The following is a 20,164-nucleotide window of genomic DNA, read 5'->3' on the forward strand; positions in this document are numbered from 1 at the left end:
GCCTTGATGTATTTTCCGAAGATTCTGACATCGTTCATTCGCTTGCTTGTATTGCCAGCCTGCGGAGTGTTGCTACCGGGGTTGTTGGCGGCCCAGGGAGCCAGGCCCGGCGCACCCCAATCGGCATCGGCGCCTGGTAGCGATGGCATCATTTTGGACATGCGCGAGGCGGCTCGGCGCGGGGATAAAGCACGCTTGGCCGCGCTCCTGCCGCTCGCTCGCGGACACGCCCTGGAGCCATGGGCAGCCTATTGGGAGATGAAGGCGCGGCTCGACGAGGCCAACGTGCTGGACGTGCAGGATTTCCTGTCTCGCTATGCAGGCAGCTACCAGGAAGACCGCTTGCGAAACGATTGGCTGCTGCTTGCGGGCAAGCGGCGTGACTGGGCAGGTTTTTCAGCTGAATGGCCACGCTTTCGCATGCGAGACGACCGGGAGGCGCGCTGCTACGCAGCGGCCATGGAGGTAGCGCAAGGCCGTGCAGTGACAGCCGAAGTAGTCGCTGATGTGCGCCGCGATTGGTTTGCGCAGCGCGAACTTGATGACGGTTGTCTGTTGGCTGCGGGGTTGCTGCATCAGGCCGGCAAGCTGCCTTTTAACGATCTATGGTTGAAAGCGCGATTGGCGATGGAGGCCAATCGGCCTGGCATGGCACGCGCGGCGGTCGAGCTGGATGCGCCAGATGCCGCTGCCACCGTGGCGCAAATCCAGACCAGCCCAATCCGCTATCTGACGAGCCGCGCGGCTGTGGGCACCCGTAAGGGGCAGGAGTTGATCGTTCTGGCGCTCATCAAGCTGGCCACGCAAGACCCTGACCAAGCCGCGGCTCAGATGGAGTCCAAATGGAGCGTCCAGCTCAGGCCGGAGGAGCGCAATTGGGTTTGGGGCGTGATTGGCCGCCAGGCAGCTCTGAAGCTGCAGGATGGCGCGGTACAGATTTTCGCCAAGGTGACGCGTGACAAGGATTTGAGCGACGAAATGCTGGCTTGGAAGGCCCGCTCCGCCATGCGGCAGGGCCAATGGCGGACCGTGAAATCGGCCATCGAGGCCATGGATGCGTCGGCGCGGGAAGAACCCGTTTGGGTTTATTGGCGTGCTCGCGCCCTGACGGCTTTAGCCCGCAGCGACGCTGACCGCGTATTGCCGCGCCAGTTGCTTGAGAGCATTGCGGGCGTGCAAGGCTTCTACGAAAAGCTTGCACAAGAGGATTTGGGTCGCCTGATCAGCGTGCCTCCCGCGCCAGCGCCTCTCACTGAAGCCGAAAAAGCCGCAGCGCGAAGCAATGCAGGTTTAAATCGTGCCCTGCTGGCTATTTCCGTCGGTTTGCGCAGCGAAGGCGTGCGTGAATGGAACTACACCACGAATCTGCACACTCCAGGCGGCATGCCGGAGCGTGAACTGCACGCCGCCGCTGACCTTGCTTGCCAATTTCAGGTATGGGACCGCTGCATCAACACCAGCGAGCGTACACGGACGTCATTCGACTACGGACATCGCTTTCCTATGCCTTTCCGCGATGCGGTGGTGAATCAGTCGCGCTCCATAGGTCTTGATCCGGCGTACGTGTACGGCTTGATTCGCCAGGAGAGTCGTTTCATTATTGCGGCCCGGTCGGGCGTGGGCGCCTCAGGGTTGATGCAGGTCATGCCAGCCACAGCGCGGTGGACGGCGCGCAAAATTGGCCTGACCGGCTTTACCCCTGACCAGATCTACCAGCAAGACACGAATATCTTGCTGGGAACGAGCTACCTCAAGTTGGCGCTCGACGATTTCCAGAACTCTCTGCCCCTGGCGGCCGCTGCCTACAACGCAGGTCCCGGTCGGCCGCGGTTGTGGCGGGCGCCCGGAGGCTCAAACCCCACCCTCGATGGTGCGATCTGGGCCGAAAACGTCCCATTTTCCGAGACCCGTGATTACGTGAAAAAGGTTCTCTCCAACACGGTCGATTACGCGGCCATCCTGACCGGCCAGCCGCAATCGCTCAAAGCCCGGCTGGGTACGGTAGGCCCGCTGCCTACCGGGGCGGTGGATTTGAGCACTGAGCTGGTTCCACCTTAAAGATCCGGGTACGAGAGGGGTTCGCCCGACCTGCGTTGACCGGATGTTGCCAGAGGAGATAGAGATGAATGGCGGCGGGTGCTAGGAGGCTGTCGGACTTGGAGCGCCGATAGCGAAAATGGGCCCCAGCGAGGACAGTTTTCACGGGATTTGCAGGCCCATAGCCTAGCTATGGGTCAAAAAGACCGTGAAAAATGGACCGCTGCGGACCATTTGCAGCCGGCGATTTCCAAGTCCGACAGCCTCCTAGCGCCTGCCAAAGAGTGCGAGCTGAACCTTGATGGCTCTAGGGATCGCTTGCTTGCATGTTCCGCGAGTGAATTCCATCTCACAGCTACGAAAGGCCAAAAGATAATGCAGCGCGCACTTGTTCTCGGCGGTGGTGGATTTGTCGGTCGTTATGTGTGCGAGCACCTGCAGCGGCAGGGTTGGCGCACCATCGTTCCTACACGCCAATACGCGGCGGGCAAGCACCTGCTAAGCCTGCCCAGCCTGCAGCTGGTGGAGGCTGATGTCATGGCTCCAGGTGAATTGGAGCGGCTTTTACCGGGCTGCCACGCCGTGATCAACCTCATCGCCGTTCTACACGGCAGCGAAAAAACCTTCGCTCGCGTGCATGTGGAATGGCCGCGCCAAGTGGCCCAGGCGTGCACGCAAGCGGGTGTGCGCCGATTGATTCATGTCAGTGCGCTCGGCGCCGATTCCGGTGGGCCTTCGAGATACCAGCGCAGCAAAGCCGAAGGCGAAGCAGTATTGCGAGCCGCAGCAACGGCTGGTCTGCTCGATCTCACGGTGCTGCGGCCTAGCGTGATCTTTGGCCGTGAAGACCGCTTCATGAATCTGTTCGCACGGCTGCAAAAATTTCTTTTAGTGATGCCACTGTCTGGGGCCGATGCTCGCCTGCAGCCGGTGTGGGTGCGCGATGTGGGGCAAGCCATCGCCCGCGCGCTGGACGATGACGCCACCATCGGTCAAACCTATGAAGCATGCGGCCCCGATGTGTTCACGCTTGGCGAACTGGTGCGTCTCGCTGGCTGCTGGGCGGGTGTGCGTGGTGGCCGTGGACGGCCGGTGATCGGGCTGCCTATGGGCATAGGCAAACTGCAGGCGCTGGTGATGGAGTTGATCTCTTCCAAGCCGCTGATGAGCCGCGATAATCTCGATTCGCTTCGTGTAGACAATATCGCTGGCGGTCAACTGCCTGGCTTGGCTGCGTTGGGCGTGACCCCTGCACCGCTGGGGGGTGTCGTGCCGCTATACCTTGGCGATGCGGGTTTTGCCGCGCGCTTTAACGAAATGCGCCGTCGCGCAGGTCGGTGAAGGCGTTTAGGCGGCCTGTGCGCCATGGGGTACTGTACATATTCATGATGGAGGCCTCCTTGCTCAAGCTTTATATTGGCAACAAGAACTACTCGTCCTGGTCCATGCGTCCATGGGTTCTTCTCAAACAGGCGGGTATTGCGTTCGAAGAGGTGATGGTGCGCTTTGACTCTTTCGAGGCCGATTCGCAGTTCAAGCGTGCGCTGATCGAGCTGAGCCCCACTGGCAAGGTTCCGTTGCTGGTGGATGGTGACATTGCCGTATGGGATACGCTGGCCATCGCCGAATATCTGGCAGAGGCTTTTCCTGAAAAGCAGCTGTGGCCGAAAGACACCAAGGCACGTGCCCATGCCCGCAGCGTGTGCGCCGAAATGCATTCGGGATTTTCCGCGTTGCGCGGTGCCTGCCCAATGAACATCGAAGCCAGCCTACCGGATATTGGCGCGCTCGTTTTGCGCGATCAGCCTGGCGTGGGAGCAGACCTGAATCGCTTGGCCGAACTATGGGGTGGCGTGCTCGCACGCCATGACGGGCCTTTCCTGTATGGCGATTTCACCATCGCCGATGCTTACTTCGCGCCGGTCGTGATGCGCATCCGAACCTATGCCTTGCCGGTGCCTGCGGCGGTGGACGCCTACATCGGGCGTGTGTGTGCACTGCCGGGGGTTAAAGCCTGGATCGATGGCGCGCTGGCCGAGCAGGATTTCCTGGCATTCGAGGAACCCTACCGGCTTTCGCGGTAGGAATGAACGTGCGTTAGTCCATCGGCCACGGTACCTGAGCAGAGGCACTGGGCGGCGCTTGATCGGTTGGTGGCTCTTCAGGTGTGGCTTGTTGCTCCGCGCGAGCGCTGCGCCACCAGGGCGTGACCGTTTCCACGAGCGCCGGTTGCACTGCTTCGCCAAGGCGCGGCATCACCAGGCGGGTGCCGAATTTCGGCGCCAGCTCCAGCAGCCGCTCTGGAGGTTGGTCCCATGAGTGCATGGCCAGCGCAAACGTTCCCCAGTGCACAGGCAGCAAAGGCGCATTGCCCAGCAGTGCGGCAGCTTCCAGCGCATGATCAGGCCCCAGGTGGATATCGCCCCAGGCTGGATGGAATGCACCCACTTCCAGCATCACCAGATCGAATGGACCCAGGCGTTCGCGAATCGTGGCGTATTCGCCCGTGAGGCCCGTGTCGCCACTGAAAAACACCGCATGGCGTGGCCCGCGCACCACCATCGATGACCACAGCGTGGCATTGCGGTCTTTCAGACCGCGCCCCGAAAAGTGCTGTGATGGTGCCGCGGTCACTTGAAGGCCTGTGCCGGGCAACTTGAAGTCTTCCCACCAATCCAGTTCATGGATGCGATCCGCCGCAATCCCCCAAGCCTGGAGATGGGCCCCCACGCCGAGTGAGGTCACGAAAGGTACATTGCTTTTAGCCAGTACTTTGATGGTGGGGTAGTCGAGGTGGTCGTAATGGTCGTGCGAGATCACCACTAGGTCGACGGCAGGCATGTCACGTAGCGTGACAGGTGCCGGCTGAAAACGCTTTGGGCCTACCAGGACCGAAGGCGAAGCGCGCGGACCCCAAACGGGGTCAGTCAGCACACGGTAGCCGTCGATCTCGATCAGCACCGTCGAATGGCCGAGCCAGGTTGTACGCAAGCCGGTGTCAGGCTTGTGCAGCCAAGACTGGCGAGGATCATTCACTGGTAGCGGTGCCTCAGGTACGCGGCGGCCCCCGCGACTGAGAAATTCCCGCAGGCTTGGCATGGGCACTGAGGTGTCCCGCAATCCCGCTGGAATCGGCCTCACGTTTCGAAAACCTGTTTCTGCCCAGCGTGGGGAAGCGCGCATGCGCTCCAGGCGGAGGCCTTCAGCGCGTTTGCCTAGCGATTTCATGATGAGTACGTTTTCTGCGTTTGGCGCTGAAGTTCAGTCGATCTTGATGCCGCGTGACTTGATGATGCCATCCAGCAAGGTGGTTTCCAGACGTACCCGCTGGGCCAGGCCTTCTGGCGAAGTGCCTACCGCCTGCCAGCCTTGCTGGAACATGCGCTGGCGCACATCGGCACTTTTCATGACAGTGCCGAGCGCTGCGGAAATGCGTTGCCGAGTAGTGGCACTCAAGTTGGCGGGGCCGATCAGCGCCGTCCATACCTCCAGATTGAAATCCTTGACGCCTTCCTGTGCCAAGGAGGGCAATTCGGGCACCAGCGCGCTACGCCCGCTGGTTGTGAGGCCAATGGCTTGCAGCTTTCCGCCCTTGATTTGCGGCATGGCCACACCGGGAGGAATCAGGGCCATCTGGACCTGACCGCCGATCAGTGCCCCCACCACAGCTGGATTGCCGTTGTAGGGAACATGCACGGCCTGTAAGCCAGGCACCCGAGCCTTCAATAGCTCCATCCCAAGATGTCCCACCGAACCTGCACCTACGGAGCCATAGTTCCATTTGTCGCCTTGCCGCCGGGCTTCTTCAAAAAACGCCGCGCCGCCAGGCACATTGGCCGGTGCCACCAGAATCAGCGGGGCAGTGGTCAGCAGGCTGAGATAGGAGAAATCACGCGCGGGATCGTAGGCGAGTTTTGGGTACAAGGTTTTGGAGGACGTGAGGTTGCCGTTGATGACAACGCCAAGCGTGTGGTCATCAATGGCTTTCGCCACAGCATCCGCCGCAATATTGCCGCTAGCCCCGGGCTTGTTATCCACGATCACCGGTTGGCCCAACGCGTGTGACAAAGGCTCAGCGATGGCCCGCGCCGACATATCAGGGGTGGAGCCCCCAGGAAAACCTACCAGGATGCGGATTGGCTTATTGGGCCACGGCTCGCCTTGTGCGAACGCCGGCACGGATAGGGTGGTCGCCGCAGCGGCCAAGCTCATGAACTGTCTACGGTACATAAATTCTCACTAGATCTTGTTTGGAAGAGAGTCGCCGTCTCGCCCCAGAAAGGCGCCGGCGCGAAGCAATTGGCTCTGCAAAGTGGCGACATCGATACGGCGGGGCGGCACCCTTTGAGACAGCGCCAGTGCGGCCCCTGTGCCCGCTGCCTGCCCCATGACGAAGCATCCACCCGATACCCGCGCGGCAGATTGACCGCCGTGTGTCATGGAGGCGCAGCGTCCGGCCACCAGAAGATTGTCAAGCCCCTGCGCCAGCAGCATACGCCAGGGCAAGTGATTGAAACCCCGGCTGGCGGCTTGTCCCTGGGGGGTATCAGTGCCGTTCGGCCAGCGAAAACTGACATTGCCCGCCACATGCTCTTCCACCATCCAGCCATTCACGCCTATGGTGTCTTCAAAACTGACGCAGGAAAGCACGTCTTGCTCGCTCAGCTGATAGTCACCGAGCACGCGCCGCGTCTCGCGAACGCCAATCTGCGGCGGAATATCGATCAGGTAAGCGGACTCGAAACCTGGCACATCGCGGCGCAGAAAACCCAGGAAATGCGCTGCTTGGCGCCGGCCCTCCGCCTCCGCTGCCGAGAGCTGCAGCGCATCGGTGCCGTCGACTGGGCCGCCGTCGGCCCGCGCCAGTTGAGAAACATTGGCACGCCACTCGGTTGGGTTCTTCTGCGGTCGCAGGATGGGCGCCTTGCGCGCGAAGCGTTCGCCGCGCTCGGTGGCCTTTTCCATCAGTGCCGCCACGCTGGCCCAGGCCGGGCCGGCTCTGGCTGGATCAACCCCACCCACGCGCATCATGGTCGACGGATACATCATCTCGTGCCCGTCGGTACCTTTTTCATAGGGGGCCCCAGCCAGCGCTGCAACGTCGCCATCTCCGGTGCAATCAATGAAGCAGCGCGCGCGAACAGCAAAGCGGCCAGATTTGGTTTCGATGAACACTGCTTCGAGATTCGCCGCATCTCGCATCGCCACACCGGCTACCCAGGCATGCAGCAGCACTCGGCTGCCGCTGGTAGCCAGAAGCTCGTCTGCCGCAATCTTGAATGCCGCCGTGTCATAGGCTTGCGCCGCGATACGGCCCCCAAATAGAAGATGAGGCGTATTGAGACCTCCCAGGGAATCGATACGTGAGAGCAGGCCGTCAGCCACGCCGTGCACCACCTGACGGAGCGAGCCGTGCACGTTGGCATGCAGACCACAAAAATTGGTCACCCCCGCCGCCGTGCCCATGCCACCTAGAAAACCATAGCGTTCCACCAACAGCGTACGCGCGCCTGATTGAGCCGCGGATGCTGCAGCCGCCAATCCTGCGGGGCCACCTCCCAGTATCAATACGTCTACTTCATCGAGAACCGGGGTCTCGCGGGCGCTTTCCGTCAGTGTGCCATTCATGGCGCAACGATAGCACTCCTGGTGGAGGTGGCGGCGCAGCCTTAGTGCCCAGGCTGTGGCGAATTCCCTCTTTTGCGAAAAGGCTGAGATGTAGGAAGTGCGCAGCCAAGCTCATTAATAATGGGCCGATGAAAATATATATGGTTGGCGGCGCCGTTCGCGATCGTTTGCTCGGGATACCGGTGCAAGATCGCGATTGGGTGGTGGTGGGCGCCACCCCGGAGCAGATGACCGCCCAAGGATTCACCCCTGTGGGCAAAGACTTCCCTGTTTTCCTGCATCCCGGCACACGAGAGGAATATGCTCTTGCTCGCACGGAGCGCAAGAGCGGGAGAGGGTACCGGGGCTTCACGGTGCTCGCAGACGCTGGCGTGACTTTGGAAGAAGATCTGGCCCGGCGCGATCTCACCATCAATGCCATAGCTGCTTGCGAGGATTCCCCTGAAGATCTGGTGGACCCTTACGGGGGCCAACGCGACCTCGCCGCCAAGGTGCTTCGCCACGTCACTGAAGCTTTTGGCGAGGACCCGGTACGCATCTTGCGGCTGGCGCGATTCGCGGCGCGCTTTCATGATTTCACGGTAGCACCAGAGACCATGGGATTGATGCAAGGCATGGTGCAAGACGGTGAGGTCGATCATCTGGTGCCGGAGCGCGTTTGGCAGGAGCTTTCGCGCGGATTGATGGAGCAGCACCCCGAGCGCATGTTCGAGGTGCTGCGCGAGTGCGGCGCGCTGCGCGTGATCCTGCCCGAGGTCGATCGTCTGTGGGGCGTGCCCCAGCGCGCTGAATATCACCCCGAGGTGGATACTGGCGTGCACCTGATGTTGGTGCTCCAGATGGCGGCTCGCCTGGAAGCGCCCTTACCCGTTCGTTACGCCTGCCTCACGCACGATCTTGGCAAAGGCACCACGCCAGCTGACATTTTGCCGCGTCACATCGGCCATGAGAAGCGCAGTGCCGAACTGCTGGGATCTCTCTCAGAGCGCCTGCGCGTGCCCACTGAATGCCATGCCTTGGCCGATGTGGTGGCGCGTGAGCACGGCGGTATTCACCGCAGCGGCGATTTGAACCCGGCGGCTGTGGTGCGGCTCCTTGAGCGCTGCGATGCCTTTCGCAAGCCAGAGCGTCTGCGAGACATCCTGTTGGCTTGCGAATGCGATGCACGTGGGCGGCAAGGCCTGCAGGAGACCGAATACCCGCAGCGCGATCGCCTCATTCAGGCCTTGACAGCGGCGCAAACGGTTGCCACCGACGAGATCGCGCGCACGGCACAAGCTCGTGGCGCTGTCGGCGAGCAGATCGGTGAGGCGATACGGCGCGCGCGTGTGGCCGCCGTAGCCGCCATGGAACCCGCAAGCGCTGGATAATCACCAGATGGCACGCCCCATTTCCGCTTCGCATGACAAGCGCCGAGACGAAATCCTAGACGTCGCGGCGGCCTGTTTCGCTCGACAGAGCTACCCAGCCACCAGCATGAACGATATCGCTGCGGCTTGTGGCACATCCAAGGCCCGGCTCTATCACTACTATGGCAGCAAGGAGTCCATCCTTTTTGACCTGCTTGATCGCTACACCCAGAAGCTGTTGTTGATCATTGGCCAAGCGGAGGCGCGGGCGGAGCGCCAGGCGATGGATGAACGTGCCGCGCTGCACGAGCTTGTGCGCGCTTTCCTGCGTGAGTACGAAACCTCGGCCACCAGGCACGCGGCGCTTCTGGGTAGCACTCAGTTTCTTGCCGTCGAGCAGAGAGAGATTATTCTTAACCGCCAACGCGATGTGGTGGCCGCTGTCGGGCGCTTTCTGCGGCGCGCCTACCCCCAACGCCTGAACACCAACAACCAGACTGCGATCACCATGACCTTGTTCGGCATGATCAACTGGACATTCACCTGGTTGCGCCCCGGGGGCCCCATCAGCTATAGCGCCTACGCCGATGAAGTGATTGGCATCCTTGAGCAGGGCTTGACTACAGAAGCTCCCAAGCCCGGTAGTTCGGCCGGGGCGTGAGCAAGCCTAAGTGAACGCAATCCACTCCAGCTCAACTCGTTCATGTCTTGGCCGGCGGAGCAAGCTGGGCGGAGGGCCAAACCATCCTGACTGCTTCCACGAGCGCCTTGATCAAGGGGTCATCTGTACGGCCTGCCTGATGCCCGAGTGACATGGCGTAATTGGCATTCACGAGCGGGGAGGAGGCCAGCACGCCCGCGCGGATCCCCTCCTGTACATATTCGTCTCGAAGCAACATCATGCCTACATTGTTTTCAAGCATGGTCCGCCCAAGACTCGGGTTGTCGAAGCTTGCAACGACATTCATTTCAAGGCCGCGATCGGAAAATAGTGTGGTGAACATCCCTGAGTAGGCGGAATGCGGATTTCCGGGCGCTATCCAAGGGAGTGCCGCAAGTTCTGACACATCTGCTGTTTCGATCCTGTCTTTCCAGGCGATGGGTCCCGCGACCCTGAATTGCACTTTGCCTAGCTCGTAGTAGGTGATCCCCGGGTCAGTGGGCGCGCCCAGAAGAAGGCACGCATCCAGCTCACCGTTTCGCAGACCCTGCCGGCCGCTGGCGGAAGTCCTTCCTCTGAGGTCTACCGTGATCAGTTCGTGCAAGCTTCGCAATTGCGCGACTATTGAGCCGACACGAGTGTCTGGTTCTGTGCTTGTTCCAAGGACAATTTTTCCATCGACCTTGTCGCTCAACTCGCGCGCATACGCCATGAATTCACCTGCGCCGCTCAGGATGGCCTTGGCGCGCTCCAGCAACAACTCGCCCGCCTTGGTCGGTTCGAGGCTCCGATTGGTGCGAACGAAAAGCATCATATTCAGCGTCTCTTCGATCGCGCGTACATGCGCGCTGGCGGTCGATTGGCTGATGTACAGCCGTTCTGCGGCGCGCGTGAGATGCTGTTCTTCAGCAACAGCGATGAAGGTTCGCAAGTGAACGAGGTCAATCAACATGTCAGTCTCCAGGCCGTCCGCTCTTTCGGGGACGATTCAGGCTCGAAGCTTAAGGCAACGCTAGATTAGGGCGTATTCACACTAAATTCACGCGGGGGTGTATTCAGTGTGAATACGCCCTAGTTCTCGCGCTGCCGACCGAACCCCCTCTTCCGCATGCGGGAGAGGGTGGGCGGGGCCGGCCAACCGGTGAGGGTCGAGTGCGGTGGATCTACGCGCTGCGGTTTGTCCATGGCACTCCGCATATACATCTTAGAACCCCCGCAGCAAGCTGAACATCAGAGCGAATACATCTCGTGCAACTTCAAAGTGCGGTGCGCGCGCTTCAGATGCGGAATGTCAAACATCTTCCCGTCGATCCCGACCGTTCCCACACCATCCACGCTATCAAAAGCCGCCACCACTTTTTTGGCCAACTCAACGTCCTCCATCGAAGGACTGAACGTCTCGTTGATGGGGGCAACCTGGTCTGGATGAATGGCTGCCCGCCCCGTGAAGCCTTCCTGCGCTGCAGCACGGCAGCTTGCGCGCAGACCTTCTGTGTCACGGTAGTCCACATACACCGTTTCCATCGCTTGCGCGCCGCATGCCTTGGCCGCCAGCAGCATGGATGAGCGGGTAGCACGGTAGGTCAATGTCCATTGCCCTGACGAATCAAGGTTGGTCGAAGCGCCTATTGCGGCGCTCAAGTCTTCCGCGCCCCAGTTCAGAATGGCAAGCCGAGGCAGCTTGGCGGTGGCGAACTCCGGCAAGCGCAGCACTGCCGATGCGGTTTCCGTGGCTACCGCGCATATTTTTGTTTGTCCCGTTGGCACGCTATCGCGAACCTCCAGCGCGTCCAGCATGTAACTAAGCCGCTGAACATCCTCCGGGCTATCAATCTTCGGCTGCACGATGCCGTCTGGTTGACCGCCCAACACCGCGGCAAGATCTACGAGTGCGGAGTCGTCGAACGCGTTAATGCGCACCCATAGTTTGGACTTACGAGCGCCGATGGGACGTTGATCGAGAAAAGCCCGCACCTTCCGGCGTGCTTCGGCGCGATTTTGCGGGGCGACAGAGTCCTCGAGATCGAGCACAACCGCATCGGCACCGCAGGTGTCCACTTTGCCCAATTTTTTGTCATTGTCTCCGGGCACATAGAGCATGGAACGGATGTACATGAATGATCTCTTTCAGTTGATCGCTTGGATGGATCTCAGTTCTGTGATGTCGCTCTCGGAGAACCCCGACTCGCGAAGAATCTCTTCGGTGTGTTCGCCATGGAGGGGCGGCGGTGATCCAGCCTCACGTGGCTCGCCTCCCAGCACAAAGGCCTGGCCTATGGACTGAATGGCGCCGGCATGTGGATGCTCATAGCTGACAACGACTCCGCTGGCTTTGGTGTGGGCATGCTCCAGTACCTGTTTGAGGGTGTTGATGGGTGCGCAGGGAACACCGACCTTGGCTAACTCCTCACTCCAGAACTCGGCACTCTGCAGAGCGATGGCTTGTTGCACTCGGGCTTCCGTCTCTTGCCGACGTGCCACGCGCGCTGCATTGGTGCGGAACTCAGGCGCATCCGCGATATCTTTTAGCCCTGCGACGGCGCAGAATTTCTGCCAGAGGTTGTCGTTGGCCACGCCCAGCAATATAGGACGGTCGGACGCATCGAATACCTTGTACGGACACAGTGATTCATGTGTGGATCCGCACCTTGGAGGTTGCTCTCCACGTTCCCAGAAGCTCTGCACGTTGTAGCGAAGAAGCGCCAGAGCGGTGTCAAACAGATTGGCTGATACGGTGGTGCCTTTGCCCGTTCTGCCGCGTTCGATCAGCGCTGCGAGGATGCCCGTGAGCGCGTGCGTGCCGGTCATTTGGTCGATAGGAGAAATCGGACTGCGGATATGTCCGCCGTCTTCCTCTCCCGTCAGGGACATCATCCCGCTGAACGCCTGAAGGATGACGTCGTATCCACCAAGATGCTTCAGAGGCCCGCTTCGGCCATAACCCGAGATACTGCAATGGATCAGCTTCTCATTGATGCCCTGCAGCGTTTTGGCATCAATCGCCAGCCGTTCGGCCACGCCGGTGCCAAAACTCTCAATCACGATGTCGGCGCCCTTTGTGAGCGCATGAGCAACACGCCGTCCGGACTCGGTCTTGAGATCCAGTGCAATGCTTCGCTTGTTCCGGTTCACGCTAAGAAATACCGCGCCTAGCCCTTCGCGGCGGAACGGGGGCCAGCCGCGCGTCTCATCGCCCAGCTTGAGCGGCTCGACCTTGATGACTTCCGCGCCCAGATCGGCCAGCGACTGTGTACACAATGGTCCCGCAAGCGTTTTCGAGAAATCCAAAACCCGGATGCCCGCCAAAGGTTTGATCACTTCGCTCTCCGCTTCATCAATGCCACGCGTTTGCACAACGCCACAAGCTCGTTTTTCTGATTGAACGCTTCATGAAGAAATATCGTGATGCCGGCATCTGGCCGGGACTTGCTCTCGCGCAGTTCGTCGACCGTGGTGCGGCAATGCACGGTGTCTCCGTGAAAAAGCGGGCGTGGAAACCTGACTTCGTTCCACCCCAGGTTTCCCACCGTGGTACCCAGTGTGGTGTCTTCCACCGAAACCCCGACCATCAGGCCAAGCGTGAATGCGCTATTCACAATGCGTTGACCGAACTCGGTGTGCTCGCGGCAATACTCCTCGTCAATGTGGAGCGGCGCAGGGTTGTGGGTGAGTGCGGAAAAGAGAACGTTGTCCATCTCCGTGACCGTGCGGCGAACGGTGTGATTGAAGACTTGGCCAACTTTGAAATCTTCGAAATAGAGTCCAGGCATGTGATGTTTCCTTAGTAGGATTTCGGCAGATCGAGAACCTTCTCGCCGATGTAGTTGAGGATCATTTGGTCAGTGATGGGCCCAATTCGACACACCAACACCTCACGCAGGAGGCGCTCCACCACGTACTCCTTGGCATAGCCCATACCGCCCATCGTCAGAACAGCTTGTTGGCATGCTTGATAGCCGGCGCGAGATCCGAGTAATTTGGCGCTATTGGCTTCGGCGCCACAGGGCAAGCCGGCGTCGTAGAGCTCAACGGCCCGTTCGACCATGAGTTGCGCCGCTTCCAGTGCAATCCAGTTCTCAGCCAATGGGTGCTGAATGCCTTGGTTTTTCCCAATGGGTCGCCCAAAGACCACGCGCTCCTTGGCGTAACGTGTCGCGCGTTCCAAGGCATCCTGGCCAATGCCAATCGACTCGGCCGCAATCAGGCAACGTTCAGGGTTCAGGCCGTCCAAAAGATAGTGAAACCCTTTCCCTTCTTCGCCGATGAGATCGGAGTCGGGCACGAAATAGTCATCGATGAACAGCGCGTTGGAGTCCACTGCTGCGCGGCCGTGTTTGGGGATGCGGCGCACTTCGATCTTCGAGCGATCGAGGTCGGTGTAAAACAGCGACATGCCATCCGTCGCTTTGCCCTTTCCCTTTTCCGGTTTGGGGGACGTACGAGCGAGCAGCAAGATCTTGTGCGCGACTTGCGCAGTGGAGATCCACATCTTGCGTCCAGACACCCGAAAGCCGCCGTCGACCTTTTTCGCAAATGTCTTGATGCTGGTTGTGTCCAGGCCGGCATCTGGCTCCGTGACGCCAAAGCACACCTGGGTGGTTCCCGCCACCAGGCCGGGAATCCAGCTGGCCTTCTGCGCTTCGCTGCCATGGACCAGCATTGGATGTGGGCCAAACATATTCATGTGAATGGACGACGTGGCCGCCATGCCACCGCCGTTGCGGGCGACTGTATGCATGACCAACACGGCTTCCTTGATGCCCAGGCCTGCACCGCCATATTGCTCGGGCATGGTCACGCCTAGCCACCCATCTGCCGCCATTGCACGGTGAAACTCCTTGGGGAAGCGCGCGTGCTCCTCACACTCGGCCCAATAGTCGTCGCCGAAACGTTTGCAGACGGCGGTCACACCGTCAACTATGGCGCTCTGCTCTCCGGAAAGTCTGAACATTTTTTGTCCTCAAGTTGATGTCGTGCAATGTAGGTCTGGAGCGGCCTCATAGTCAATGGTTAACCATATTTGATTTTCTAATGCCGGCGATCGGTTTCACCGATGTTTATAGAGTGTTCTGAAATGGTGATGACGGGAATCAGAAGATCAGCATGATCAATGGTTGACATTTAAAAACGCGACTCCTAAGCTTCAGGCTCCCGATTGCGCAAGGAATGCTTGAGATGAAAAACCGCCAATGGGTGCTTGCATCGCACCCCAAACAGGAAGTCGATGCGACCACCTGGAAGCTTGTGGAGCAAGACTTGCCGCTACTTGCTGCCGGACAAATTCTGGTGCGGGTGCGCTGGCTTTCCGTAGACCCTTACATGCGCTCCAAACTCAATCAGGGCGCGATGCGAATTGGTGATCTGATGTTGGGCGGCGGAGTAGGTGAAGTCGTTCAGTCCAACCACGCGGAGTGGAGCGTGGGTGATATCGCAGAGGGGCTCGAACTCGGCTGGCAGGAGTGGGCGGTGCTCAATCCAGATATCCCTGGCCCGGCGCGAGTGAACAAGCTCGTGGCCGGACCCATCGCCATGCAATCAGCACTCTCCTGGTATGGGATGCCTGGGCTCACAGCCTACTTTGCAATGCTTGAGATCGCGAAGCCTCAACCGGGTGACACCGTGGTTGTTTCTGCCGCCGCGGGGGCGGTAGGGCAGATCGCCGGGCAGATCGCCAAGCTTGCGGGTGCGCGGGTTGTGGGGATTGCCGGCGCTGACATGAAGCTCGCATGGTGCAAGACCCTAGGTTTCGATGACACCATCAACTACCGCTCGGAAGCCGATCTGGCCGGGGCCGTAGCGCGTGTCTGCCCGCAGGGCGTCAACGTCTTTTTTGACTGCACCGGTGGGCCTGTTCACGATGCAGTGATGGCCAATCTTGCACTCCGCTCGCGCGTCGCCATCGTTGGCAAGGTCGCGGTCGCCAACAAGGCAGCTCACGAAGATCTGGGCCTGCGCGCCAGCGGAAAGCTCATAGCCAGCCGTGCTCGTGTGGAGGGCTTTGTGGTGTATGACTGGTGGCATCGCCGTGAAGAAGGCCTGCGTCGCCTGGCGGATTGGCACGCCACTGGTGCACTCAAGTTCCGCGAGGATGTTGCCAAAGGCATTGGCGAGCTTCCTAACGCGTTCTTGCGAATGATGCGCGGCGAAAACCTGGGTAAACAGCTGGTAGAGCTTTGATTTACCCCATCTAATTTATAAAAGGAGATAAGCATGAAAAATTTCTTCGTTCCCGTCATGTCTGTTTTAGCGTTGACCCTGGCTGCAGGGTCTGCCCATGCCCAGAGCTCATCAGACAGGCCTTTGACGCTGGTCGTGCCTTTCCCGGCAGGCAGCACTACAGACAACGTAGCTCGCAAGATGGCCGAATACATGCGCGCAAAGACCGGGGGTACCGTGCTGGTAGACAACAAGGCTGGGGCAGATGGCAATATCGCGGCTCAGTTCGTGCTCAGGCAGCCGGCTGATGGCCACACCTTGTTTGTCACCGGTAACTCAGTACACGGCGCGAATGCCAACCTTTACAAGCAGTTGCCGTTTGACCCCATCAAAGACTTCGAGTCCATTGGCGGTGTCATGACCATTCCAATGGTTCTCACGGTGAAGCCGGATTTCCCAGCCAGCAATGTGTCGCAGTTCGTGGCAGAAGCTAAAAAGCGCACGAAGCCGCTGTTCTATGCCACTGGAAACAACTCCACACGAGGCGCTTCAGAGCTGTTCAAGTTGCGCTATAACTTCCCAGCAGACCATATCCCCTATAAAGGATCGCCCCAGGTCGTGGCTGACCTTCTGGGCGGTCAATTCGATTTCGCGTTCATCGACGCCAATACCGTTCGGCCCTTTCTTCAGGATGGCCGCCTGAAAGGGCTGACGATCACGAGCGAAAAGCGCCTCGCCAGCTTGCCAAACATCCCCACAGTCGCAGAAGAAATGCCTGGGTTCAGTTTCGGTGCCTGGGTAGGCGTGGTGGTTCGCCAGGACACCCCGGCGGCTGTGCGTACTCGTCTGGCCTCACTGGTGGATGGCTACGCGAAGGACGCGGCAACGGTGGAATACATGACCTCCATCAATGGCGCCACCATGCCCATGTCGACGCGAGAGCTCACGTCCTTTATCGCTGCGGAGACCAAGACCTGGGCTGAGATCGTCCGCGCCGCGAATATTGAGAAAAAGTAAGCCTTCTCTTGTGGCCACCTTGCTCGTTGCATCTACGATCCGATCGTCAAACAATGAATCGAGAACCGAGCATGGCCGAAACGCTTAGAGATCAGACTGTCGTCCTCAAACGCATCGCGACGCCCAAACCACAGGTGCTGCTGGCAGATCAGCTGCGAGAGGCCATTCTCAGCGGTGAGTTCGTACAAGGGCAGGTTCTTCCGCCGGAGCGTGAGCTGGTCTTGGCCACCGGGCTGACCCGAGGGGCCGTGCGCGAAGCATTGCGAACCCTGGCTGTAGAAGGGTTTCTGGAAGCGCGTTCAGGGAGATTCGGCGGCAATGTCGTGACCTTGCCCAGCCGCGAGTTCATGGCTAGCGCCATTGGACGGTTTGTGCGCGGACGCCGGCTTCCTCTGAAGAGCTTGCACGAGACCAGGGACATCCTTGAGCCTGCGTTGGCTCACTTGGCCGCCCTGCATCGAACGGCTGAAGATATCCAGGCTCTCAGGCAACTGCATGAGTCCTTGGTGGCTGCCCAAGGAAATTTCCCGGAGTTTGCGACCTTGAATATTCGTTGGCACCGCGCTATTGCGAGTGCCAGCCACAACGAGTTGCTGGCTGGTGTTCTTGAATCCATCGCTTACGGCGTTTCGGTATCCACCTCTACCGAGGAATACGACACGCCCGAAACCCGCAAACAAGTCATTCGTATCCATGCGCGAATCATGGAAGCGATTGAGGCTGGAGACGGCCCACAAGCCGAGTTGCGCATGAGGCAGCACATCGGTGCAACACATGCGCGTGCCTCGGCGCCCGGCACAACCATCGTGCCCTTGTCGGCGGAAGGAGAACCTGGATGAAGCTCGACTTTGCAAGAGCGGACATGACAGTCCACCGGATCATCGATCTGGAAGCTCCTTTTCTTCATGCCATGGAAATGCTGCCAGCGCTGACACCCCAGCTCCTGGATGAAAATCGGCACTGGCTGCAAGACTCACTCGACGAAAGCGACGCATTCAAGCTGTGTTACCAGGCGTACCTGGTGCGGACACCCCATCACAACATTCTGGTGGATAGCTGCCTGGGTAACCACAAGAGCAGGCCGCGGCCTGAATGGCACATGAAGACCAATGACAGTTTCATGCGTGGCCTGGCTCGCTTGGGACTGACGCCTGCCGATATCGACTACGTCATGTGTACCCATCTGCATGGCGATCATGTGGGGTGGAACACTCAACTGGTCAATGGCGAGTGGGTCCCCACCTTCTCCAATGCTCGCTACGTCTTCAGCAAGCGTGAAATGGAATGGGCCAGTGCAGAAGATAAGAAGGTGCCGCTGGCTCCCTACCAGGATAGTGTGCTGCCCGTGATCCGAAAAGGCATGGCAGAACTTGTCGAAGACAACTACGCCCTCGGCGATCACGTCCGCCTGCTGCCCACGCCGGGCCACACGGAAGGCCATGTTTCATTCTGCTTTGGTCGTGAACGAGACGAGCTTGTGGTGACTGGGGATCTGATTCATGTACCCTTGCAGATGCGTTATCCCGAGCTGAATTTCGCCAGGGACAAGGACCCAGAACTTGCGCAGAAGACTCGCCGGAATTTCCTGGAGCGCTACTGCGATACGCCCACCCTCTGTTGCACATCACACTTTCCGCCGCCATCGGCCGGGCGTGTACGCCGCTGGGGTGACGGATATCGGATGGATTACTCGAATTAAACCAAAGGACTTAACATGCGGGCATATGCCGTGAATTCTTTTACCGAACCACTTGTCGAGATCGAGGCCGTAGACCCTCAAGCGACGGGAACAGAAGTGGTTGTTGAAGTGAGCCGTTGTGGCGTGTGTCATACCGATCTCCACTTGCAAGATGGTTACTACGATATTGGAGGGGGCAAACGCCTTAACTTGGCGGACCGGGGTATCAAGCCGCCTCTGGTCATGGGGCATGAGGTTCTGGGGCGCCTCGCATCCAAGGGGCCAGACGCCCCCATTGCCGACTCTGAAGTTGGCAAGACCTTCCTTGTCTATCCGTGGATTGGTTGCGGCGTATGTGATGCCTGCAACCGTGGCCAGGAAAACCTGTGCGCCAAGCCAGGTTCGCTCGGAGTATTCCGCTCCGGTGGCTATGCGACGCATTGCGTGGTTCCTCACCCCAAGTATCTGGTGGACGTGTCTGGCGTCGACCCTTCCATTGCGGCTACCTATGCATGCTCGGGCTTGACGGCCTTTAGCGCGCTGCGCAAGCTAGATATCGATAAAGAGAACGACCTGCTGCTGCTCATGGGATTTGGCGGCGTAGGTATGAGTGGCTTGCAAATTGCTCAGGGCCTGGGCTATCGCAAGGTCGCGGTGGCTGAGATTGATCCCATCAAACGTGAGCTGGCGCTGAAACATGGCGCTACCTTGGTCGTGGATCCACGCGACGCGGGCGCTGCTGGCGTTCTCGCCGAAGCGGGAGGGCTTGCAGGTGCGGTCGATTTTGTCGGCGCCAAGGCCACTGCGGAGTTTGCCATTGCCGCGCTACGCAAAGGCGGGATCTACATCGCGGTCGGTCTTTTTGGGGGCGACATCACGCTGCCGCTTCCCCCGCTGGTGCAGCGCGCCATTACGGTGCGGGGCTCCTATGTTGGAAACCTCGCCGAGCTCAAGCAACTGATCGAGCTGGTGCGAACCAACAAGATCGCACCCTTGCCTGTGGAATCCGTCGAGTTCGCTGCGGTCAACGAAGCACTTGATCGACTTCGCTCAGGAAAAGTTCAGGGACGCCTCGTTCTGGCGCGAGAGATCTAAAAGGAAAAGTGATGGCTTCATCGATTCGTGTGCCGCTGGTTGAGCCCGGTACCCGTCCGGAACTGGCTGAAATTGAGGCCACGATACGTGCCGAGCGAGGAGGCGAGATCGCCATCCTCTACCAGGCGCTGCTCAATAGCCCGTCGATTGCCTCCGGCTGGGAGAAGATGCTCACAGCCGTGAGAAACCGTACAGTGGTTCCTGCGGACTTGCGCGAGCTGGTCATTTTGCGTGTAGCGGTCATCAATAGGGCGTCCTTCGAGTTCGAAGCCCATGCACCGCTTGCGCGCAAAGCAGGGGTATCGCAAGAAAAGGTCGAATCGGTCCGACATTGGCCAGAGCAACGCGACGCGTTCACGCCCGATGAGCAACTTTCACTCGATCTTGCCGACGCCATGACGCGAGAGATCGAAGTGCCTGAAGCTTTGATGAAGAAAGTGCGCGAGCGTTTCGATGATCGCGGAGTGGTGGAAATGGTGGCTACGGTGGCCGCCTACAACATGGTTTCTCGATTCCTGGTGGCGCTGAACATTGTTCATTGAT

19 protein-coding genes are annotated in these 20,164 nt (G+C 59.5%); 11 read left to right on the plus strand and 8 right to left on the minus strand.

What is annotated here, in order from left to right:
• Window positions 1-6 precede the first annotated feature (6 nt).
• From G518_RS0117000 to G518_RS0117010, 3 genes are all read left to right on the plus strand, one after another.
• On the plus strand, window positions 7-2,058 hold the full coding sequence (locus G518_RS0117000) for a lytic transglycosylase domain-containing protein (RefSeq protein WP_051236908.1): 2,052 nt from the start codon (window positions 7-9) through the stop codon (window positions 2,056-2,058).
• 354 nt (window positions 2,059-2,412) lie between these two features.
• Entirely contained in the window at window positions 2,413-3,378 is a 966-nt protein-coding gene (locus G518_RS0117005) for a complex I NDUFA9 subunit family protein (protein WP_028603589.1), read from the plus strand.
• 59 nt (window positions 3,379-3,437) lie between these two features.
• The gene (locus G518_RS0117010; protein ID WP_028603590.1) at window positions 3,438-4,121 is read left to right on the plus strand and encodes a glutathione S-transferase family protein; all 684 of its coding nucleotides are present in this window, start codon (window positions 3,438-3,440) and stop codon (window positions 4,119-4,121) included.
• Window positions 4,122-4,134: 13 nt separating this feature from the next.
• On the opposite strand, the gene G518_RS35570 is transcribed toward G518_RS0117010, so the two are convergent.
• From G518_RS35570 to G518_RS0117025, 3 genes are read right to left on the minus strand one after another with little or no spacing between them, the layout of a single operon-like run.
• Window positions 4,135-5,265: an MBL fold metallo-hydrolase gene (locus G518_RS35570; protein ID WP_036595058.1), complete on the minus strand. Its 1,131-nt coding sequence runs from the start codon at window positions 5,263-5,265 to the stop codon at window positions 4,135-4,137.
• Window positions 5,266-5,298: 33 nt separating this feature from the next.
• Window positions 5,299-6,267, minus strand: coding sequence for a Bug family tripartite tricarboxylate transporter substrate binding protein (locus tag G518_RS0117020; protein ID WP_028603591.1), 969 nt, complete (start codon window positions 6,265-6,267; stop codon window positions 5,299-5,301).
• A 9-nt stretch (window positions 6,268-6,276) separates the two neighbouring features.
• Window positions 6,277-7,665 (minus strand): FAD-dependent oxidoreductase, encoded by a 1,389-nt coding sequence (locus G518_RS0117025; protein ID WP_028603592.1) that lies wholly within the window; start codon window positions 7,663-7,665, stop codon window positions 6,277-6,279.
• 128 nt (window positions 7,666-7,793) lie between these two features.
• On the opposite strand from G518_RS0117025, the gene G518_RS0117030 reads away from it, so the two are divergent.
• Both G518_RS0117030 and G518_RS0117035 read left to right on the plus strand, forming a co-directional pair.
• Complete coding sequence (locus G518_RS0117030; protein WP_028603593.1) at window positions 7,794-9,035, plus strand: multifunctional CCA addition/repair protein; 1,242 nt, start codon at window positions 7,794-7,796, stop codon at window positions 9,033-9,035.
• 7 nt (window positions 9,036-9,042) lie between these two features.
• Complete coding sequence (locus G518_RS0117035) at window positions 9,043-9,675, plus strand: TetR/AcrR family transcriptional regulator (protein ID WP_028603594.1); 633 nt, start codon at window positions 9,043-9,045, stop codon at window positions 9,673-9,675.
• Window positions 9,676-9,715: 40 nt separating this feature from the next.
• Here G518_RS0117035 and G518_RS0117040 read toward each other — a convergent pair whose 3' ends face one another.
• The 5 genes from G518_RS0117040 to G518_RS0117060 all read right to left on the minus strand — a co-directional run bounded on the left by G518_RS0117040 (window position 9,716) and on the right by G518_RS0117060 (window position 14,626).
• The gene (locus G518_RS0117040; protein WP_028603595.1) at window positions 9,716-10,627 is read right to left on the minus strand and encodes a LysR family transcriptional regulator; all 912 of its coding nucleotides are present in this window, start codon (window positions 10,625-10,627) and stop codon (window positions 9,716-9,718) included.
• A gap of 278 nt (window positions 10,628-10,905) precedes the next feature.
• A complete protein-coding gene (locus G518_RS0117045) occupies window positions 10,906-11,790 on the minus strand; it encodes an HpcH/HpaI aldolase/citrate lyase family protein (protein WP_028603596.1) in 885 nt (294 codons plus the stop codon).
• 12 nt (window positions 11,791-11,802) lie between these two features.
• Window positions 11,803-12,993, minus strand: a complete 1,191-nt coding sequence (locus G518_RS0117050; protein WP_211231725.1) for a CaiB/BaiF CoA transferase family protein — start codon at window positions 12,991-12,993, stop codon at window positions 11,803-11,805.
• Window positions 12,990-13,445, minus strand: a complete 456-nt coding sequence (locus G518_RS0117055) for a MaoC family dehydratase (protein ID WP_028603598.1) — start codon at window positions 13,443-13,445, stop codon at window positions 12,990-12,992. Before G518_RS0117055 ends, G518_RS0117050 begins: the two co-directional genes overlap by 4 nt.
• Window positions 13,446-13,456: 11 nt before the next feature.
• A complete protein-coding gene (locus G518_RS0117060; protein ID WP_028603599.1) occupies window positions 13,457-14,626 on the minus strand; it encodes an acyl-CoA dehydrogenase family protein in 1,170 nt (389 codons plus the stop codon).
• A 224-nt stretch (window positions 14,627-14,850) separates the two neighbouring features.
• Here G518_RS0117060 and G518_RS0117070 point away from each other — a divergent pair, with 224 nt between their 5' ends.
• The 6 genes from G518_RS0117070 (at window position 14,851) to G518_RS0117095 (ending at window position 20,163) form a co-directional block, all read left to right on the plus strand.
• The gene (locus tag G518_RS0117070; protein ID WP_036595061.1) at window positions 14,851-15,852 is read left to right on the plus strand and encodes an NADP-dependent oxidoreductase; all 1,002 of its coding nucleotides are present in this window, start codon (window positions 14,851-14,853) and stop codon (window positions 15,850-15,852) included.
• 33 nt (window positions 15,853-15,885) lie between these two features.
• Window positions 15,886-16,848: a Bug family tripartite tricarboxylate transporter substrate binding protein gene (locus G518_RS0117075; RefSeq protein WP_036595064.1), complete on the plus strand. Its 963-nt coding sequence runs from the start codon at window positions 15,886-15,888 to the stop codon at window positions 16,846-16,848.
• A 71-nt stretch (window positions 16,849-16,919) separates the two neighbouring features.
• Window positions 16,920-17,687 carry a FadR/GntR family transcriptional regulator gene (locus G518_RS35575; RefSeq protein ID WP_051236895.1) on the plus strand — a complete coding sequence of 256 codons (768 nt, stop codon included), beginning with the start codon at window positions 16,920-16,922 and terminating at the stop codon, window positions 17,685-17,687.
• The gene (locus tag G518_RS0117085) at window positions 17,684-18,547 is read left to right on the plus strand and encodes an MBL fold metallo-hydrolase (protein WP_028603602.1); all 864 of its coding nucleotides are present in this window, start codon (window positions 17,684-17,686) and stop codon (window positions 18,545-18,547) included. The genes G518_RS35575 and G518_RS0117085 overlap by 4 nt, the downstream gene beginning before the upstream one ends.
• A 30-nt stretch (window positions 18,548-18,577) precedes the next feature.
• Window positions 18,578-19,621: an alcohol dehydrogenase gene (locus tag G518_RS0117090; RefSeq protein ID WP_211231726.1), complete on the plus strand. Its 1,044-nt coding sequence runs from the start codon at window positions 18,578-18,580 to the stop codon at window positions 19,619-19,621.
• Between the two features lie 11 nt (window positions 19,622-19,632).
• A complete protein-coding gene (locus G518_RS0117095) occupies window positions 19,633-20,163 on the plus strand; it encodes a carboxymuconolactone decarboxylase family protein (RefSeq protein ID WP_211231727.1) in 531 nt (176 codons plus the stop codon).
• The last annotated feature ends 1 nt before the right edge of the window (window position 20,164 follow it).

Source organism: Ottowia thiooxydans DSM 14619, assembly GCF_000422885.1.
Taxonomy (GTDB): domain Bacteria; phylum Pseudomonadota; class Gammaproteobacteria; order Burkholderiales; family Burkholderiaceae_C; genus Ottowia; species Ottowia thiooxydans.

What these genes read in the sequence shown, in the direction of transcription:
- G518_RS0117045 (WP_028603596.1), bottom strand. Translation starts at nt 11,790, where the DNA reads ATGTACATCCGTTCCATGCTCTATGTGCCCGGAGACAATGACAAAAAA.
- G518_RS0117095 (WP_211231727.1), top strand. Translation starts at nt 19,633, where the DNA reads ATGGCTTCATCGATTCGTGTGCCGCTGGTTGAGCCCGGTACCCGTCCG.
- G518_RS0117085 (WP_028603602.1), top strand. Translation starts at nt 17,684, where the DNA reads ATGAAGCTCGACTTTGCAAGAGCGGACATGACAGTCCACCGGATCATC.
- G518_RS35570 (WP_036595058.1), bottom strand. Translation starts at nt 5,265, where the DNA reads ATGAAATCGCTAGGCAAACGCGCTGAAGGCCTCCGCCTGGAGCGCATG.
- G518_RS0117005 (WP_028603589.1), top strand. Translation starts at nt 2,413, where the DNA reads ATGCAGCGCGCACTTGTTCTCGGCGGTGGTGGATTTGTCGGTCGTTAT.
- G518_RS35575 (WP_051236895.1), top strand. Translation starts at nt 16,920, where the DNA reads ATGGCCGAAACGCTTAGAGATCAGACTGTCGTCCTCAAACGCATCGCG.
- G518_RS0117075 (WP_036595064.1), top strand. Translation starts at nt 15,886, where the DNA reads ATGAAAAATTTCTTCGTTCCCGTCATGTCTGTTTTAGCGTTGACCCTG.
- G518_RS0117040 (WP_028603595.1), bottom strand. Translation starts at nt 10,627, where the DNA reads ATGTTGATTGACCTCGTTCACTTGCGAACCTTCATCGCTGTTGCTGAA.
- G518_RS0117030 (WP_028603593.1), top strand. Translation starts at nt 7,794, where the DNA reads ATGAAAATATATATGGTTGGCGGCGCCGTTCGCGATCGTTTGCTCGGG.
- G518_RS0117070 (WP_036595061.1), top strand. Translation starts at nt 14,851, where the DNA reads ATGAAAAACCGCCAATGGGTGCTTGCATCGCACCCCAAACAGGAAGTC.
- G518_RS0117035 (WP_028603594.1), top strand. Translation starts at nt 9,043, where the DNA reads ATGGCACGCCCCATTTCCGCTTCGCATGACAAGCGCCGAGACGAAATC.
- G518_RS0117000 (WP_051236908.1), top strand. Translation starts at nt 7, where the DNA reads ATGTATTTTCCGAAGATTCTGACATCGTTCATTCGCTTGCTTGTATTG.
- G518_RS0117025 (WP_028603592.1), bottom strand. Translation starts at nt 7,665, where the DNA reads ATGAATGGCACACTGACGGAAAGCGCCCGCGAGACCCCGGTTCTCGAT.
- G518_RS0117055 (WP_028603598.1), bottom strand. Translation starts at nt 13,445, where the DNA reads ATGCCTGGACTCTATTTCGAAGATTTCAAAGTTGGCCAAGTCTTCAAT.
- G518_RS0117020 (WP_028603591.1), bottom strand. Translation starts at nt 6,267, where the DNA reads ATGTACCGTAGACAGTTCATGAGCTTGGCCGCTGCGGCGACCACCCTA.
- G518_RS0117060 (WP_028603599.1), bottom strand. Translation starts at nt 14,626, where the DNA reads ATGTTCAGACTTTCCGGAGAGCAGAGCGCCATAGTTGACGGTGTGACC.